The sequence below is a fragment of the Quyinboa mangrovi genome (genome assembly GCF_042219825.1).
Taxonomy (GTDB): domain Bacteria; phylum Bacteroidota; class Bacteroidia; order Bacteroidales; family UBA5342; genus JBHJHP01.
Genome location: NZ_JBHJHQ010000001.1, coordinates 51,748 through 67,863, shown reverse-complemented (window position 1 = coordinate 67,863; position 16,116 = coordinate 51,748). Strand labels below are relative to the sequence as shown.

14 protein-coding genes are annotated in these 16,116 nt (G+C 39.7%); 2 read left to right on the top strand and 12 right to left on the bottom strand.

Annotated features, from left to right (window positions below; genetic code table 11):
• Window positions 1–67: 67 nt before the first annotated feature.
• The 4 genes from coaE to ACE1ET_RS00255 all read right to left on the bottom strand — a co-directional run bounded on the left by coaE (window position 68) and on the right by ACE1ET_RS00255 (window position 3,725).
• Window positions 68–649, bottom strand: a complete 582-nt coding sequence (coaE, locus tag ACE1ET_RS00270) for a dephospho-CoA kinase (RefSeq protein WP_375726346.1) — start codon at window positions 647–649, stop codon at window positions 68–70.
• Window positions 650–651: 2 nt separating this feature from the next.
• A complete protein-coding gene (locus ACE1ET_RS00265) occupies window positions 652–1,677 on the bottom strand; it encodes a CdaR family protein (RefSeq protein ID WP_375726345.1) in 1,026 nt (341 codons plus the stop codon).
• A 726-nt stretch (window positions 1,678–2,403) separates the two neighbouring features.
• A complete protein-coding gene (gene yajC / locus ACE1ET_RS00260; RefSeq protein WP_375726344.1) occupies window positions 2,404–2,727 on the bottom strand; it encodes a preprotein translocase subunit YajC in 324 nt (107 codons plus the stop codon).
• Between the two features lie 53 nt (window positions 2,728–2,780).
• Window positions 2,781–3,725 (bottom strand): transcription antitermination protein NusB, encoded by a 945-nt coding sequence (locus tag ACE1ET_RS00255; RefSeq protein WP_375726343.1) that lies wholly within the window; start codon window positions 3,723–3,725, stop codon window positions 2,781–2,783.
• 166 nt (window positions 3,726–3,891) lie between these two features.
• On the opposite strand from ACE1ET_RS00255, the gene ACE1ET_RS00250 reads away from it, so the two are divergent.
• Window positions 3,892–4,557 (top strand): CBS domain-containing protein, encoded by a 666-nt coding sequence (locus ACE1ET_RS00250; protein WP_375726342.1) that lies wholly within the window; start codon window positions 3,892–3,894, stop codon window positions 4,555–4,557.
• On the opposite strand, the gene uvrA is transcribed toward ACE1ET_RS00250, so the two are convergent.
• From uvrA to ACE1ET_RS00225, 5 genes are all read right to left on the bottom strand, one after another.
• Window positions 4,542–7,418, bottom strand: coding sequence for an excinuclease ABC subunit UvrA (gene uvrA, locus ACE1ET_RS00245; RefSeq protein WP_375726341.1), 2,877 nt, complete (start codon window positions 7,416–7,418; stop codon window positions 4,542–4,544). The genes ACE1ET_RS00250 and uvrA overlap by 16 nt on opposite strands.
• The gene (locus tag ACE1ET_RS00240; RefSeq protein WP_375726340.1) at window positions 7,419–8,393 is read right to left on the bottom strand and encodes a lytic transglycosylase domain-containing protein; all 975 of its coding nucleotides are present in this window, start codon (window positions 8,391–8,393) and stop codon (window positions 7,419–7,421) included.
• Between the two features lie 122 nt (window positions 8,394–8,515).
• The gene (gene leuS / locus ACE1ET_RS00235; RefSeq protein WP_375726339.1) at window positions 8,516–11,173 is read right to left on the bottom strand and encodes a leucine--tRNA ligase; all 2,658 of its coding nucleotides are present in this window, start codon (window positions 11,171–11,173) and stop codon (window positions 8,516–8,518) included.
• A 230-nt stretch (window positions 11,174–11,403) separates the two neighbouring features.
• Window positions 11,404–11,643, bottom strand: coding sequence for a T9SS type A sorting domain-containing protein (locus ACE1ET_RS00230; protein WP_375726338.1), 240 nt, complete (start codon window positions 11,641–11,643; stop codon window positions 11,404–11,406).
• Complete coding sequence (locus ACE1ET_RS00225; RefSeq protein WP_375726337.1) at window positions 11,627–11,887, bottom strand: hypothetical protein; 261 nt, start codon at window positions 11,885–11,887, stop codon at window positions 11,627–11,629. Before ACE1ET_RS00225 ends, ACE1ET_RS00230 begins: the two co-directional genes overlap by 17 nt.
• 472 nt (window positions 11,888–12,359) lie before the next feature.
• Between ACE1ET_RS00225 and mnmE the strand changes: the two genes are divergently transcribed.
• Window positions 12,360–13,760 (top strand): tRNA uridine-5-carboxymethylaminomethyl(34) synthesis GTPase MnmE, encoded by a 1,401-nt coding sequence (gene mnmE, locus ACE1ET_RS00220; RefSeq protein WP_375726336.1) that lies wholly within the window; start codon window positions 12,360–12,362, stop codon window positions 13,758–13,760.
• An 11-nt stretch (window positions 13,761–13,771) separates the two neighbouring features.
• Here mnmE and ACE1ET_RS00215 read toward each other — a convergent pair whose 3' ends face one another.
• The 3 genes from ACE1ET_RS00215 to ACE1ET_RS00205 are packed head-to-tail and all read right to left on the bottom strand — an operon-like array spanning window position 13,772 to window position 16,012.
• Window positions 13,772–14,449 carry a hypothetical protein gene (locus ACE1ET_RS00215; protein ID WP_375726335.1) on the bottom strand — a complete coding sequence of 226 codons (678 nt, stop codon included), beginning with the start codon at window positions 14,447–14,449 and terminating at the stop codon, window positions 13,772–13,774.
• Window positions 14,446–14,748 (bottom strand): hypothetical protein, encoded by a 303-nt coding sequence (locus ACE1ET_RS00210; RefSeq protein ID WP_375726334.1) that lies wholly within the window; start codon window positions 14,746–14,748, stop codon window positions 14,446–14,448. The genes ACE1ET_RS00215 and ACE1ET_RS00210 overlap by 4 nt, the downstream gene beginning before the upstream one ends.
• Window positions 14,749–14,791: 43 nt before the next feature.
• A complete protein-coding gene (locus tag ACE1ET_RS00205; RefSeq protein ID WP_375726333.1) occupies window positions 14,792–16,012 on the bottom strand; it encodes an MFS transporter in 1,221 nt (406 codons plus the stop codon).
• Between the last annotated feature and the right edge of the window lie 104 nt (window positions 16,013–16,116).

Here is a 16,116-nt window from a genome sequence, read left to right as displayed (position 1 = left end):
GTTAGAAATATTGAGGTTCATGCCCTTTCGTTGATTTTTATCTGATCTAAGGTGTCACGGCTGCGGTTCACGTCTTTTTGAGGTTTTTCAGGATTTCATCTACCTGCCTGATAACTGAATGGTCATCATCTGCATATACCACGTAATCGGACATCTCAATTTTTTTCTTGTCAGGCCACTGATTTTTCATCCGGTTCAGTACATCCTCGCGTGTCAGATGGTCGCGATGTATTACGCGGGCAATCCTTGTTTCAAGGGGTGCGGTTACACAAATCACACGATCAACAGTGAGATTCCCGTTACTTTCAAATAAAATGGCTGCTTCCTTAAACACAATATCTGAAGCCTGTTCTCTACTCCAGTTCTCAAAATCACGGTAAACGGCTGGATGCACATAACTCTCCACTTGCTTTAACAAAGCAGGATCTGTAAAAACTCTCGACGCCATTGCTTTCCGGTCCAGTTCACCGGTTTTGTAAATTTCAGACCCGAATAATTCAGAGATTTGCTGCCTGAGGATATCATCGTGGTTCATCAGGTATTTTGCCCGGCTATCGGCATTATAAACCGGATAACCAAATACTTCAATGATTTTTGAGACGGTGCTTTTACCACCTCCTATTCCACCGGTGATACCTACTTTAAGCATTGCTATTGTTTGAGTTCCAAAAGGTAATCAATTTTTTCGGGAACAATGCGAATATTTGTGATCCAGGTCTGGTCTGTGGTGTATGAGAGAGATACATTCCCTGATACTTTCCCCTGTACGGATGCATAATCGATAAAGACCTCAAAGTCCTTCGCAGTAACACTGGGGAAGTGACTGATACCAACAAAAAACGATACTTTTACGTTGGATGGGAAGGTTCTTAAACGCAGTGAATCAGGAAAATCTTTTGCCATAACAGGTACGTCAAGTATTTTTTCTGTGAATGTTTCTACCGGAATCTCAACGTTCACACGCTTTTCCGCCAGTTCCACACCTGCAATTTCCTTTAATCCAATATTCCGGCGCAAGGTATCCTGAAGATTTTTAAAATCCTGATAATTGGTATATACCGCGTCAATGGTATCCACAATACGTCCTGCACCGAAAATTGATACAGAATCCGGTGTAAATGTTATATTTCCTGAGATCAAACGCTGTCTGCCGGCTGTTACATTTGCCAAAAGACGTACGGGTACTTTTTTACGTACCTGATTACTGAATATGATATGCAAAGTATCCGGTTCAATGGCTTTAAGTTCTGTGGTTGAGGCCAGAGCATGCTCTATTTCACTTTCATAATCCTTTGTCAGCACGAAATAATGACCATTGGAAATTTTCCTGTCTTTTCGGTTTATAACATTATCCAGATTTATGGTCAAAGATTTCATGTTCGGAGTCAGCATGTTTTGTAATAACTGAAACCCTGCATCATGTACACTCAGTTTAATGGATGAAGGAAGATCCTTTTCAAATATCACACCCCGTGGTTTATTGGTAAATCTGACCGCTAAATCTATATCCGTATCATAGGGCTTACTCAACGATTTAAGCAACCAGAAAATAAATGACAACAGGAAAAAAGCCATAAAGATGAGGTAATCCCGTTTTAGTCTGAAATGCCTCAACCGATCTGCCAGCGTTTTAAAAAAATTATTTATATCAGTAATTGTTTCCCTGGTGCTTTTCATACCATCAATTGTTGCTCAAAAATAGCATTTTTTTCTTATTCATGGATTATCCGGATAAAGTCGAAAAATTATTGAGTAATATGTAGAGTTTATCTCTCTCCTTCAATAAACTCAATAACAGTACTTCGACAGAACTCAGTAGCCAGCAGCCAAATAAAGGAATTACAAACCTTTTTAAGGGTTTTAACACCCTCTTCCTCTTTTCAAGCGGAATTCACCCAGTTGATACTTTTTGACGCATCAAAAACTATCGAAAAAATGCTTGCTGTAAAGAACCTCAACAACTCACCCGAAAATAATAATATGAAAGTCCTCCAACGCACAAATCCGCACCCTTTACAGCGGCCAGCACACGATTGCTATGCCCCTAAGGTTCAACACCGATGCTTCGGGGATAGCCCCGGGTCAATGAGCATAGCGAATGTAACCAGGGGTTAGTGATGTTATGTAACATTAAGGTCGGAGATTGTATCTTCAATATAACTAAAGGCACATCAAGGCCGCATATTTAAGCAGATTAATGAAATACTGTTTAGATGCTTGTCAAAAATATCACTCCAATTTTGTTATACAAATGAAAAGAGAAAACAAATTTTCATTTCCGAATCTTTTAAATTACAAATTCTCCGGATTTTCAATTTGACCTATTACAAGCGCCACATAAATATATAAAAAAAGGCATCCGTCAATTGACAGATGCCATTTATTTATGCTTTCGTTATACTGTTACTTCTGGGCAATATCAGTTCCTGTCTGGAATACAGAAGATTTTTCAACAGTAACTTTAACACCTTCTGCAATTTCAACAATAATCGTAGTGTCTTTCATATCTTTAACCTTACCATGAAGACCACCGGCAGTCACAATTTTGTCACCAACTTTCATGGCTTCACGAAATTTCTTCACCTCTTTCTGGCGTTTCATCTGAGGACGGATCATGAAGAAATACAATACAACAAATACGAGTACCATCATGAAGATGCCGCTCATTGGATTCCCGGCTGCTCCGGAGGCACCACCTGTCTGGAGAAAAATCCCTAATTGAGTCATAATCAGTTTAATTTATTTGATTTCTTTTAATTTCTGCAAAGGTAGTATATATTTTATTCCATCAAACCTCTGCCTGTCTTTTTTATCTTCCCTGACCCGATGTACTGTTTAATAATCTTATCCAGCACACCATTTATAAACACACTGCTCTTGTGCGTACTGTACATCTTGGAAATTTCGATGAATTCATTAATGCTCACCTTTACCGGAATATTGGTGAACTCAACAGCTTCTGCAATGCTTACCTGCATAATCAGCATATCCATAAATGCCAGTCGGTCTGCATCCCAATTCTGAACAGTATTGCTGATGTCTTCCTGATAATCTTTTGCATTCAGGATGGATTGACGGAGCAGGATCTTCACATAATCCAGGTCCTCCATGTCCTTAAAAATAGGCAGCAATTCCTGATTTGCTCCATTGGAAGCATCGAATTTCTTTATGGTCTTTTGCACCATACTCAGGATCAGTTCAGCATCATCATTCCAGTAAATACTTATCTCTTCAAGGGTATTTCCCAATTCTTCGCTATCGGTGATGATCTTCTTAAACAACTTAACCCATAGCATTTTATCGTCCTCAAAAGAAGGCGATTTTTGTGCCATAAAGTCGTTATAGTATTCACTTTCCCTGATCTCATTAAATAAATTCTTTATCAGTTCAGGATAGTTAACCCAGGAAAGTTTTTTATTGTTGGTGAAACGTATAAATGTTTCATTTTCCTTTAACTGGTTAACAAATTTATTATCGATGAAATTGGTATTCGGATTCAGGTCTTCATAAGAAGGGAGTTTCTTCGACCTGTTCTGTTCTATCTTCCGTTCAGCATACGTAGTAATTTCAATAATAAGTTGCAGGAAATAATAATACAACTCGTGTGTTTTTTCAATGCTGAACAACAACTCTTTTTCGGCATCTGCTATCGATTTGTCCTTAGACTGATAATAAGCATACAAAACCTGGACAACCTTGATACGCAACAACCTCCTGTTAATCATAATATTATAAAAGAACTAATGTTATTAATCGCTGCAAATTTACTTCAATTTTCCAAGCACACAAATCCCCAAAAGACATTTTTAGTAATTTATTATTCTAAAACGCTTTATTAAATATCCTGTTTTTTTGATGATTTTCTTAATTTAGTGTATAATTTTAAGCGTTATGGAAGCAATAGATTTAATCACTGATAACATCCCTGTGATAAAAACGTCTGATACAGGTGAAAATGCACTGAATCTGATGGAACTATTCCGGGTGTCCCATCTTCCGGTGGTAAATACCGATGTATTACTTGGAGTGGTGTCTGACGAAGATATTTACAGCCTGAGTAAACCGGATGAACCGATAGGGAATCATAAGTTGTCGGTCGGAAAAGTTTTTGTGAACTCAAATACCCATATCTACGAAGTTATATCTGCTTTTGCTCAATATGATCTGACTGTGCTTCCGGTTTTGGATAACGAAGAACAATATATTGGTGCCATAACCCTGCGCGATCTGGTCCGTATGTTTGCTGACCTCCTGGCAACAGGAGGTCCCGGTGGAATTGTGGTTCTGGAATTCAGAGACATGAAATTTTCCATGGCTGAGATTGCGCGGATCATTGAGGAAGAAAATGCAAAAATACTTAGCTCATACGTTCATCACTGTCAGGTTAACAACATTTTTAAACTTACGCTGAAAATCAACAGGGAAGATCTTTCTTCTATTCTAAAAGCTTTTGAACGTTATAACTACACGATTAAAACATGGTATATGAACGAAGGAAAACTGGATAGTCTTGTTCAGGACCGGTATGACTCACTAATGCGTTATTTAGACACCTGATGCCGGTTTAACTCATCACGAATAAATTTAGCCGTATAGCTTTTTTTGTGTTGTGCTACTTCCTCCGGAGTACCTGTACATATTACTTTTCCTCCGGCATTGCCACCTTCAGGACCGATATCGATGATATAATCAGCCGCTTTTATGACATCCATATTGTGTTCAATCACAATGACGGTATTGCCTTTATCAACCAGCAAATTCAGCACTTTCAACAGTACACGGATGTCTTCAAAATGCAAACCTGTTGTAGGTTCATCCAGGATATACATCGTTTTACCCGTATCTTTCTTCGCCAGTTCTGTGGCAAGTTTTACACGTTGAGCTTCTCCTCCGGATAATGTGGTTGATGGCTGACCCAATGTGAGATAACCTAACCCCACCTTTTGCAAAACACTGAGTTTATGCTGTATCTTAGGGATACTTTCAAAAAACTCTACAGCCTGGTTAATGGTCATATCCAACACGTCGGAGATCGACTTGCCCTTATACCGTACTTCCAGTGTTTCGTTATTGTAGCGCTTACCATGACAGTCCTCACACGGCACCAGTACGTCAGGCAGAAAGTTCATTTCAATGGTTTTATAACCATTCCCGCCACAGGTTTCACAGCGTCCGCCAGCTACATTAAACGAAAAGCGCCCTGCTTTATATCCTCTGATCTTTGATTCCGGCAATTCCTGAAACACATTCCTGATATCTCCGAACAACCCGGTGTAAGTGGCCGGATTGGAACGGGGTGTTCGTCCTATGGGTGACTGATCCACATCCACAACTTTGTCGATATGTTCCGTGCCGGTAATTTTTTTATGCTTCAACGGATCCTTGACCGATTTATAAAACAACTGGCTCAACGCAGGATGAAGGGTTTCATTTACAAGCGTCGATTTTCCACTGCCGGACACACCAGTCACACAGATAAGTTTCCCTAAAGGGAACGCCACATCTACCTTCTTCAGATTATGCCCCTCTGCTCCGGTAACAATGATCTGTTTTCCGTTTCCATCCCGCCGTTTCGAAGGAACCTCTATCTTCTTTTCATTCGTTAAATATGCAGCCGTGAGCGTTTTTGATTTCAGAATATCCTGTGGTGTGCCATAAGCCACTATTTCACCGCCATGTCGGCCTGCGTGTGGTCCAAGATCCACAATATAATCCGCAGACAACATCATTTCCTTATCGTGCTCCACCACAATCACAGAATTGCCGGTATCTCTCAGATCTGATAACGACTGGATCAGTTTCCGGTTATCCCGCGGATGAAGTCCGATGGACGGTTCATCCAGAATATACAGCACATTCACCAGTTGCGAGCCAATTTGCGTTGCCAGCCTTATACGCTGACTTTCGCCGCCGGACAGGCTCATAGAGCTCCTGTTCAGCGACAGATAATCCAACCCTACATCCAGTAAAAACCTGATACGCGTCCTGATCTCCTTCAAAATCTCAGATGCTATGGCCTTTTGCCGGTCAGACAAATGCGGTTCAAGATGATCAAACCACTCCGCCAGCTGTCTGACGTCCATGTTAGATACTTCCGCAATATTCCTGTCATGAATCCTGAACCATAAGGATTCCTGCTTCAGGCGTCCGCCATGGCAAACATCACAATCCACAGTTTTAATAAACTGATCGGCCCATTTCTGCGCCTTCTTCGATGTTTTGGAATCCTGCTGAGCCTCAATATATTTTGTAATTCCATCAAAATTAACGGAGTAACTTGACGACATTCCCAGAGGTGTATTCTTAAGCCGTATCGGTTGATCTGAACCATTGAAAATTTCATCCAGAGCCTCCTCAGGCACATTCTTCAGGGGTGTCTTTAGCGTAAATCCATACTTCTCTCCAATAGCCTCCAGTTGCCAGAAAACAATTGAATTTCTGTATTTTCCTAATGGGACAATACCTCCGGCATGAATACTAATGTTTTTATCCGGAATGATACGTGAGTAATCTATCTGATTCACGGTACCCAAACCTTTACATCGCGGACAGGCACCATGAGGTGAATTAAACGAAAAACTGTGCGGTGCAGGTTCATCGTAAGATATACCCGAAGTAGGACACATAAGGTGCCGACTGAAATAACGAACGGCATTGCTGTCCTTTTCCAGGATCATACAGTTGCCCTTCCCTATCTGCATGGCCAGCTTAACAGATTCCCTCAGTCTCTTATCTTCTTTTTCTCCCACCTGCAAGCGGTCAATCACAACTTCAATATCATGTATCTTATAGCGATCCACCCGCATACCATGCGATACTTCCTTCACCTCGCCATCAATGCGTACATACAAGTAGCCTTTGCGGATAATATTTTCAAAAAGCTCTTTATAATGTCCTTTTCGCCCCTTAACCAACGGAGCCAGGATACTAATTCGCTTACCACTGTAATTCTCCGTTATCAGATTAATAATCTTATCATCGGAATATTTCACCATTTTCTCACCTGTCACATACGAATAGGCTTCTCCGGCTCTGGCGTAAAGCAGACGAATAAAGTCGTAAAGCTCGGTAGTTGTTCCAACGGTTGACCGCGGATTCTTGCTGGTGGTTTTTTGCTCGATGGAGATCACAGGACTCAAGCCCGTTATTTTATCCACATCGGGTCGCTCAAGGTTTCCAAGGAAGCTACGGGCATACGCAGAAAACGTCTCTATATATCTTCTCTGGCCTTCAGCAAATATCGTATCAAATGCCAGCGATGATTTACCACTGCCACTCAACCCGGTTATTACAGTAAGCTTATTCCGGGGAATAGAAATGTCAATGTTTTTCAGGTTATGGCTCCTTGCACCATACACGTTTATATGTTCCGTACCATCTGCGGAAATATGTTCTATGTGCGATTTGTTGTCCTGCATTTATCTAACGACCCAATTTTGCTGGTATACATCTATATGTCGCTTGTTAAACGTGAGGTAAGATTTAACGGGAATATCAATGACGTAGGTCTTATTTTGACTGTTGGTCAGAAAACTGTCTCGCAACCATGGATTGAATTCCTTAAGTATTCCGTAGGAGATATCGTGCTCCTGAGCGAACAGACCAAAATCAGAAACGGATGAATTCAACACCACCTTTCTCATTTTAACTATAGGGTATAAATCTTCTTTTTTCAGATTAAATCCGTACGAAACCGGATCTTTAAAAATTTCCTTAAGCGCAAGTATTCTGAACACATACCGGCTGGTTTCGTCCACCAAAAGCAAATCGTAATAATTATCTACTTTCTGGCGGCTCAGTTCCTCAGAAATCCTGCGTTGCCCTATATTATATGACGCAGCCACCAATGTCCACGAACCGTATCTCCCGTATGCCTTTTTAAAGTATTCACATGCCGCACGGGTACTTTTTTCAATGTGATACCGTTCATCGATTTCATTATCTACCTCCAGCCCAAAATCCTTACCGGTTGATTTCATAAATTGCCAGATACCAACTGCACCAGCAGGAGAAATTGCTCTGGGATCAAGAGAACTCTCAATAAGCGCCAGATATTTAAAATCTTCAGGTACACCTTCACTTCTCAGAATAGTATCCATCATAGGGAAATATCTGTTCGCCCGTTTAATTAAAAGCAAAGTATTGGAATGAAAGTAAGAATTACTTAACAATTCACGATCCAGACGTTCACGTATATCAATCCTGTTAATCGGGACTTCCTCACCGGCAAAAGTCATCTCATCGGGAATATCAATTCCTTTGATCTGATATGGCATAACCTGTGCTGTAGCGGTTTCAGGATCGTTCTCTTCACTCTTTACCCATGAAGTAACAACAAGATATACTACTATAATATTAATGATTGCAAACAGTGTCCAAATTCTCTTCTTCATATCCCCAAAACGTTTAATACAACTATGCTTCGTACAAATTTATAGAAATAAACGACACCATCTGAATATTATATTAAATAATTATTAAAAAAGCCCAATTTTAACAATTGGGCTTATCTTCTCTATTTCACAACGACGTTGATAATTTTCTTTTGAACGACGATCACTTTCATCACTTGCTTCCCTTCAATCCATTTCTGTGACCGCTCATGCTCCAGTACTGTTTTTTCCATGACCATCTTATCTTCATCCACCGGAAATTCAATGGTAAACCTCATCTTCCCATTGAATGACACAGGATACTCATATGTGTTTTCCACCAGGTAACTTTCGTTTACCTCAGGCCACGGTTCATAAGCCAGTGTTTCTTCACCACCGTACATCTGCCACAGTTCTTCAGCTAAATGCGGAGCATACGGCGACAGCACCAAAGTGAATGTCCTCGCCGTTTCTTTTGTAACAGTCCTTTTCTTATATGCCAGATTAATGAAAACCATTAACTGAGAAATTGCGGTATTAAATTTCATACTCTCAATATCAGACCCCACTTTTTTAATGGTCTGATGCAATCCCTTCAGCACCTCAGCATCTTCCTCGCCGTCAACGATGTTTTCCGGGTCAGTAAAGAACCGGTGCACCCTGCCCAAAAAATTAAACACACCTTTAACGCCCTGCTCCGACCATGGCTTTGTGGCATCCAGTGGTCCCATAAACATTTCGTACAACCGCAGACTGTCCGCACCATAATTATGGACCACATCGTCCGGATTTACAACATTTTTAAGCGACTTGGACATTTTTGCCACAATCTGGTTCAGCTCCTCTCCTGTTTCAGTATGGTAAAACTTACCATCCTTCTCTTCAACAAGATCTGAGGTAACTTTTGAACCAGCCTGAGTTTCATACGCAAATGCCAGAATCATTCCCTGGTTATAAAGCCTCTTGAACGGCTCGTCTGTGGAGACCACGCCCAAATCGAAAAGCACCTTATGCCAGAAACGGCTATATAATAAGTGCAGAACTGCATGTTCAGCTCCACCTACATACAGATCGACCGGCATCCAGTAGTTTTCTTTCACCTTATCAAAAGGAGCTTCCTCATTTTTTGGATCAATATAACGCAGATAATACCAGCATGAACCAGCCCATTGTGGCATTGTATTGGTCTCACGGCGACCTTTACGTCCGTTTTTATCCGTTATATTTAACCAATCACCGGCATTTGACAACGGAGATTCTCCGCCATCGCCCGGCTGATATTTCTCAACTTTTGGCAATTGCAATGGCAGCTGTTCCGTTTCCAATACCGAGACCTCTCCGTCTTCCCAGTGAATCACAGGAAATGGTTCCCCCCAATATCTTTGACGGCTGAAAAGCCAGTCGCGTAATTTATAATTAACCGCGCCTTTTCCAAGACCTTTGGATTCAAGCCAGTTAATCACAGTTTTAATACCTTCTTTTTTGCTCTTACCGTTAATATTTAATCCATTCGATTCATTTACCGAATTAATATAAGCGCCATCCTCTGTCCAGCAGACATCACCTGCCAAAACAGTATCGCGATTCTCAGCTGCTTCTCCCGGATCCAGGATACAAACAACAGGAATATCAAATTTCTTTGCAAATTCAAAATCACGGGTATCATGCGCCGGAACAGCCATAATAGCACCGGTTCCGTATCCCATCAACACATAATCGGCCACCCAAACAGGAATACTTTTACCGTTAACCGGATTAATGGCATACCTTCCGGTAAATACACCGGTTTTCTCCTTTGCCAGTTCTGTTCTGTCAAGATCCGATTTCAACGCCGCCGCTTTCACGTATGCCTCAACAGCCTCTTTTTGATCAGCAATCGTAATCTTATCCAACAATTCGTATTCAGGCGCCACAACCATATAAGTGGCTCCAAACAGTGTATCAGGACGAGTAGTGTAAACCCTGAGTTTATTCTCCATGCCATCCAGCTGAAAATCAACTTCAGCCCCCAGCGATTTCCCAATCCAGTTTTTCTGCATGTCCTTTACACCTTCCGGCCAGTCCAGTTGCTCAAGCCCTTGGAGCAGGCGTTCGGCATAATGCGGAATACGCAACATCCATTGTTTTAAGTTTTTACGCACGACCTCTTTGGTTCCGCATTTTTCATGCGACCCGTCATTTAAAACTTCCTCGTTGGCACAAACAGTCTTACAATGGTTACAATACCAAACCTGGGCATTGTCATAATATGCCAGTCGTTTTTCTGAAATATAAGCTTTTACAGCTTCATCTCCCTCATTCTTAACATTTTCCGGGATCTCCAATTCAGATATCGGACGCCCTTTCTGCTGTTCTTCATCAAACCATGTGTTGTAAAGCTGAATAAAAATCCATTGTGTCCACTTAAAATATGCCGGATCGGTGGTATTAATCTCACGGTCCCAGTCATAACTTAATCCAAGAGATTTAATCTGACGGCGAAAATTATCGCAGTTCTTTTGCGTCGTAATGGAAGGATGCGTACCGGTTTGAATGGCATACTGTTCTGCAGGTAGTCCAAATGCATCCCACCCCATTGGATGCAACACATTGAATCCTTTCATTCTCTTATACCGCGAAATGATATCCGTGGCAGTATAACCTTCCGGATGTCCTACATGCAAACCGGCTCCCGAAGGATATGGAAACATATCGAGGATATAGTATTTTTCTTTTGTAAAATCGTCAGGTGTCTTAAACGTTTTATGTTCTTCCCAGTATGCCTGCCATTTCTTTTCCAGCTCAGTAAAATTGTATTCCATTACGTTCGTGCGCTTAAATATTTAAAGTGCGCAAAATTAATGAATCTTTAGCAAATAGACGAAGCATAACAGATTATAATAATCCTTCACATAAGAAGACTTTAAATAGAAACCAAAGCCTGTTACCCATAGCTGAGAACCGATGCAAAAGATCAACAACGCTATATAATAATAAAGGCCCTGCGAATGCAGAGCCTTTCAATCACTAATTAAAAACCTTTCTACGTTAATCACTCTTTAATCACCTTTACAACTTTTTTAACCCCCATCATACTGGTTATGGTTACTATATACAGTCCACTATGCAGATTATTCAGATACAATTGCTGAAACCCCGAAACATCACTTAATGATTTTACAAGGCTTCCTGTAATATCATATATGTGAACCATATATTTTATATTTCCTGATAATGAAATCGACACCTCCCCCTTTGTCGTGGTGGGATATACACTAACGTCTTCGTTCATAGCTTTGTGATTTATCTGGTTTCTCTACGCGTACAACGCTCATCATACTTGTCACATTCACTAAAAAAACTCCTTCACTCAGTTTATTAACATTCAGAAGATGTGAACTGGGCTCATCGGATAAACAATTTGTTAAATTACCATATTCATCGATATTATGAACCAAATATTTAATATTCCCTGCTAAAGATAACTTTTCGTTAGCTCTTGCAATTGCCGGGTATATTTTAATATCATTTTTCATCTCTGAGTGGTGGATTAATAATTATTTCAAGTCAAAGATATGTTATATTTTATTTATTTCAAAATATTTTTAACGTTTTATTAACTTATAATGTATTTTTTATTTACAATAACACAATATTAAATACACAATAAAATCATAACATACTCATTTATTGATAAATAAATTAAATATCACATATTTCAAAATATATTTCGCAGACTAAAAAAATATTTATCCACTTAACAATTAATCATAACCCTTCATTAAATGTTAATATTAAGCCTTAGATATGATTAATATTTTGTTAAATATAAAAAACAAAACAGAATATATTAACATTTTGAAATCAAAAGAATGAATACAAGTGTTTCCGCATCAGATAATTAACTATAAATTAAACTCAAAACAAGCTTTAATCCGGCTTTCTAATCCAACAAATAAAGATTATTACATTACGGTTGAGAATGATTATTTTTGTAAAAAAAGGAAGATGCAGCTGTTTGACACCACCATATGTGCTATAGCCACTGCTCATGGCAGCGGAGCCATTGCAACCATTAGAATTTCGGGGAAAGAAGCTTTTTCAATCACAGATAAAATATTTAAAAGTGCTTCGGGGAAATCTGTATCGGATCAAAAACATGCAACCATTCATTTTGGTGATATCATAACAGAAAAGGGAGTTATTACTGACGAGGTACTTGTATCTGTATTTAAAAGTCCTACGTCATATACCGGAGAAGACAGTATTGAAATTTCCTGTCACGGGTCACTTTATATACAACAACAAATTCTTGAATTACTTCTGAAGAACGGAGCTGAAATGGCTCGTCCCGGAGAATTTACACAGCGGGCTTTCATGAATGGGAAAATGGACCTTTCGCAGGCAGAGGCAGTAGCCGATCTTATTGCTTCATCCTCAAGAGCTGCACATAAGCTGGCGATGCATCAGATGCGAGGTGGATTTGCAGAGGAGTTGACCAAACTGAGAAACGAATTACTCAAGTTTGGTTCATTGGTGGAACTTGAACTTGATTTTGCAGAGGAAGATGTTGAATTTGCAGACCGGACAGAATTAAGAAACCTGGCCGAAGTCATCAGAAACCACATCAAAGGTCTGGCTGACAGTTTTCAGTTAGGAAATGCCATTAAAAACGGTATTCCGGTTGCCATTGTTGGTGAAACTAATGTTGGGAAATCGACACTTCTGAACACTATTCTGAATGAAGAAAAAGCCATCGTTTCTGAAATTCATGGCACCACCAGAGATGTGATTGAAGATTTGGCAAATATAAAAGGAGTGCAGTTCAGGTTTATCGATACAGCCGGAATCCGCCATACAGAAGACACCATTGAAAATCTGGGAATAGAAAGAACATTCCGGAAACTGGAACAAGCTCAGATAGTACTGTTACTCATCGATTCACGACAAAGACTGTCCCGCATTGAAGAAATGCTGCATAAGGTACGCGAAAAGATTACACACCAGCGGCTGATCATTATAGGAAATAAAATTGATGCTGTTTCTTCAGAAGAGATGCGGTCCCTGATGCATGATCTGCGATTAATTGATAATGAGGAAATTGTACTTATATCAGCCAAGTATAAAACCAATATCGATAAACTGGAAAAGCTTTTGCTGGAAACGGTCTCCCTGGAAAAAATTGACTCGAACGAATTAATAGTAACCAACCTGCGCCATTACGAAATTCTGAAAAAATCGCTTAAGGCTATTAAGCGCGTAGAAGACGGTTTGGATTCAGGCATTTCCGGCGACTTTCTTGCACAGGACATAAGGGAATGCATGCATTACTTAGGTGAAATAACCGGGCAAATATCAACCGACGACATGCTGGGATATATCTTTGCGCATTTTTGTATCGGGAAGTAAAACTGCTGGAGCTATTTTATTCTCTCGCCCTGACTTTTAAGGAAGGTTGAGAGATTTGAACCATCATCAAGATCCACAAAGTCAAACCGGGCAAATTTTCTAAACTCTGTATACAAAGCTTCAAGTGCCCTTTCTTTATATCTTTCAAAGTCCCTTTTTACCGATAAACCAATAACCAGATAGGGATTCTCATCCTCTTCGACATTTATGTACAAACCGGCATAAATTTCGTTCACAATTACATCTCTCCTGAAAGGTCTTTCAAAAGCTTTTCTTATGGATTTTATATCCCATTTGTCAGGTTTTATATAAAGATTTTGCGTCTTAACATAATCTACTTCGCGCTTTATCAGACCCTCTTCAGTAATATTCAGCATGATATCATCAGTCAAATCAAATCCACCTTCTCTGTTAATTCTCACACTGGCCATCGACCAGAATGGCCCCCACGGTATACCCCACCAGCCAAAAATACCAGACAGAAGATTATATTTTCGTCTGAAATGGTCCATTTCCTTACTATCCTCTATCAAAATTGCAGGGGAAAACCGTTTTAAAACCACCGCAAAGAATACAGTGACACAATATTGAAAAACTATAAATCTTGCGCCCTGGTCTATCTTTGAGCTAAGTTCCTCAACAGTATAATCCTGCCTTAAAAGAATCCTTTGTTGTTTATCAGGCTTCATATTAACGGACTGAAGAATTCAACCTTTCCACACTTCAGACACAGATAAAGTTCAAAACTTTCCTTGTTAACTAACAGTTCAAACAAACCCCCAAGGACTCCGGTATTAAATCCTTCGTGAAATTTATAAACACCGGAATATTTCATTTTAACATCACAGCGCAGGCAATTAAGGTTCCTGTGACCTTCATCAAATTCTTCCTCCGGTATTATTTCCTCATCGGTCAGACTGTAATTGCAGTTCCAGCACAGGTTAAAATTATCTTCCAGTTCGGCATTACAATTGGGGCAATTTTTCATATCATTTGCATTTTGTTTCTGAGAGATAAAGATAACAAACAAATCACTTTTGACAATTCATCTTTCGGATAAAGTACAGTGAGCTGATTACGATAACAATGAACAATCCAAAGAAAGTAGCGAATCCTATTTTCTGGATCAACCAACCACCAAGCAACGGGAAAACAGCCGGCAATATATTTCCGGCACCTGCAAAACCTGCATATAAAGCCCTGTTTTCATTTCCTGACACTTCCAGCAGCACACCATTCATACTTATATTGTAGAGCGAAAAAATGATTCCTCCGATGATAAAAAGATACCGGATTGCAACGAGGTCATTTATAAACAAGACAAGCGAAGCCAGCAAAACGGACAGGATCACATTAGTGATCAGCATGTACTTGTATTTTATTTTTCCCGAAAATATCAGCACAAAAACACTCACCAGAACAACACCGATAATCTTATTAAAAAGGAAGTTTCCGGTATCTGCACTGCCTGCATTAAACATAGTTTTGGCGTACAATACAACAAATGGCAAAAAGGATATGGCTATTCCCTGTGTATTAATAAAGCCCAGAAAATATATCAGCTTTTCATTCTGCTTTATCTCAGTTTTCATCACCCTGAAGAAATCGGTTAAGCTACTGATCTTCATATGCGAACTGACGTGTTCTTTTATGTTCCAGAATCCCCCGGATGCAGTTAACAGAAGTACTCCTCCAATTAAAAACGTATACGCATAATTAACAGGGAAGGCCCTGGAAGCAATAATCTGTTTTGCTGCAAAAGCAGAAATTAATACTGCTACGCCTATAATGATCTGCCTCAAAGAAAAGAACCTCTTGCGTTTTTCGGCATTTATCGATTTTCCGATGATGTCCACATAAGCAATATTTGCGAATGCGCCGCCCAGAGCAAACAAAGATATCAGTGCAAATATCAGATACAGTATAATGCCGGAATGCTGACCTGAAAGGTAAAACAGGATCAGTCCGAGACTTAGTAAAGCCAGAACCCTGGCATTTATGCCTGTAAGAAGAATTCCTTTTTTATACGGTCGGTTACTGATAAATGGCGCAAAAAACAGTTGTGTAAAACTTGAGCCTCCCATTAAGATAGCTGTCATTAAACCGATATGAAAAGCATTTCCACCCGCTTCAACCAGCATGGCAGGAATAACAGTGTCTACATCCATAAAACTTTGTGCCAAAGCCAGAAATGCGGCATGCCAGATAAACGCTTTAAAATTGTGTGTGGATATTTTTACAGGAATCTGCATAATAGTAAAAGTTAATGAGAAAATACTCGGTACAAAAATACTCAGAATGTGCGTATAAGCAACTTTGCACAACGTATAGTCAAAATAAACATAATTAATTGATT

What these genes read in the sequence shown, in the direction of transcription:
- mnmE (WP_375726336.1), top strand. Translation starts at nt 12,360, where the DNA reads ATGCAGCTGTTTGACACCACCATATGTGCTATAGCCACTGCTCATGGC.
- yajC (WP_375726344.1), bottom strand. Translation starts at nt 2,727, where the DNA reads ATGACTCAATTAGGGATTTTTCTCCAGACAGGTGGTGCCTCCGGAGCA.
- ACE1ET_RS00230 (WP_375726338.1), bottom strand. Translation starts at nt 11,643, where the DNA reads ATGAACGAAGACGTTAGTGTATATCCCACCACGACAAAGGGGGAGGTG.
- coaE (WP_375726346.1), bottom strand. Translation starts at nt 649, where the DNA reads ATGCTTAAAGTAGGTATCACCGGTGGAATAGGAGGTGGTAAAAGCACC.
- ACE1ET_RS00225 (WP_375726337.1), bottom strand. Translation starts at nt 11,887, where the DNA reads ATGAAAAATGATATTAAAATATACCCGGCAATTGCAAGAGCTAACGAA.
- leuS (WP_375726339.1), bottom strand. Translation starts at nt 11,173, where the DNA reads ATGGAATACAATTTTACTGAGCTGGAAAAGAAATGGCAGGCATACTGG.
- ACE1ET_RS00215 (WP_375726335.1), bottom strand. Translation starts at nt 14,449, where the DNA reads ATGAAGCCTGATAAACAACAAAGGATTCTTTTAAGGCAGGATTATACT.
- ACE1ET_RS00255 (WP_375726343.1), bottom strand. Translation starts at nt 3,725, where the DNA reads ATGATTAACAGGAGGTTGTTGCGTATCAAGGTTGTCCAGGTTTTGTAT.
- ACE1ET_RS00205 (WP_375726333.1), bottom strand. Translation starts at nt 16,012, where the DNA reads ATGCAGATTCCTGTAAAAATATCCACACACAATTTTAAAGCGTTTATC.
- uvrA (WP_375726341.1), bottom strand. Translation starts at nt 7,418, where the DNA reads ATGCAGGACAACAAATCGCACATAGAACATATTTCCGCAGATGGTACG.
- ACE1ET_RS00250 (WP_375726342.1), top strand. Translation starts at nt 3,892, where the DNA reads ATGGAAGCAATAGATTTAATCACTGATAACATCCCTGTGATAAAAACG.
- ACE1ET_RS00265 (WP_375726345.1), bottom strand. Translation starts at nt 1,677, where the DNA reads ATGAAAAGCACCAGGGAAACAATTACTGATATAAATAATTTTTTTAAA.
- ACE1ET_RS00210 (WP_375726334.1), bottom strand. Translation starts at nt 14,748, where the DNA reads ATGAAAAATTGCCCCAATTGTAATGCCGAACTGGAAGATAATTTTAAC.
- ACE1ET_RS00240 (WP_375726340.1), bottom strand. Translation starts at nt 8,393, where the DNA reads ATGAAGAAGAGAATTTGGACACTGTTTGCAATCATTAATATTATAGTA.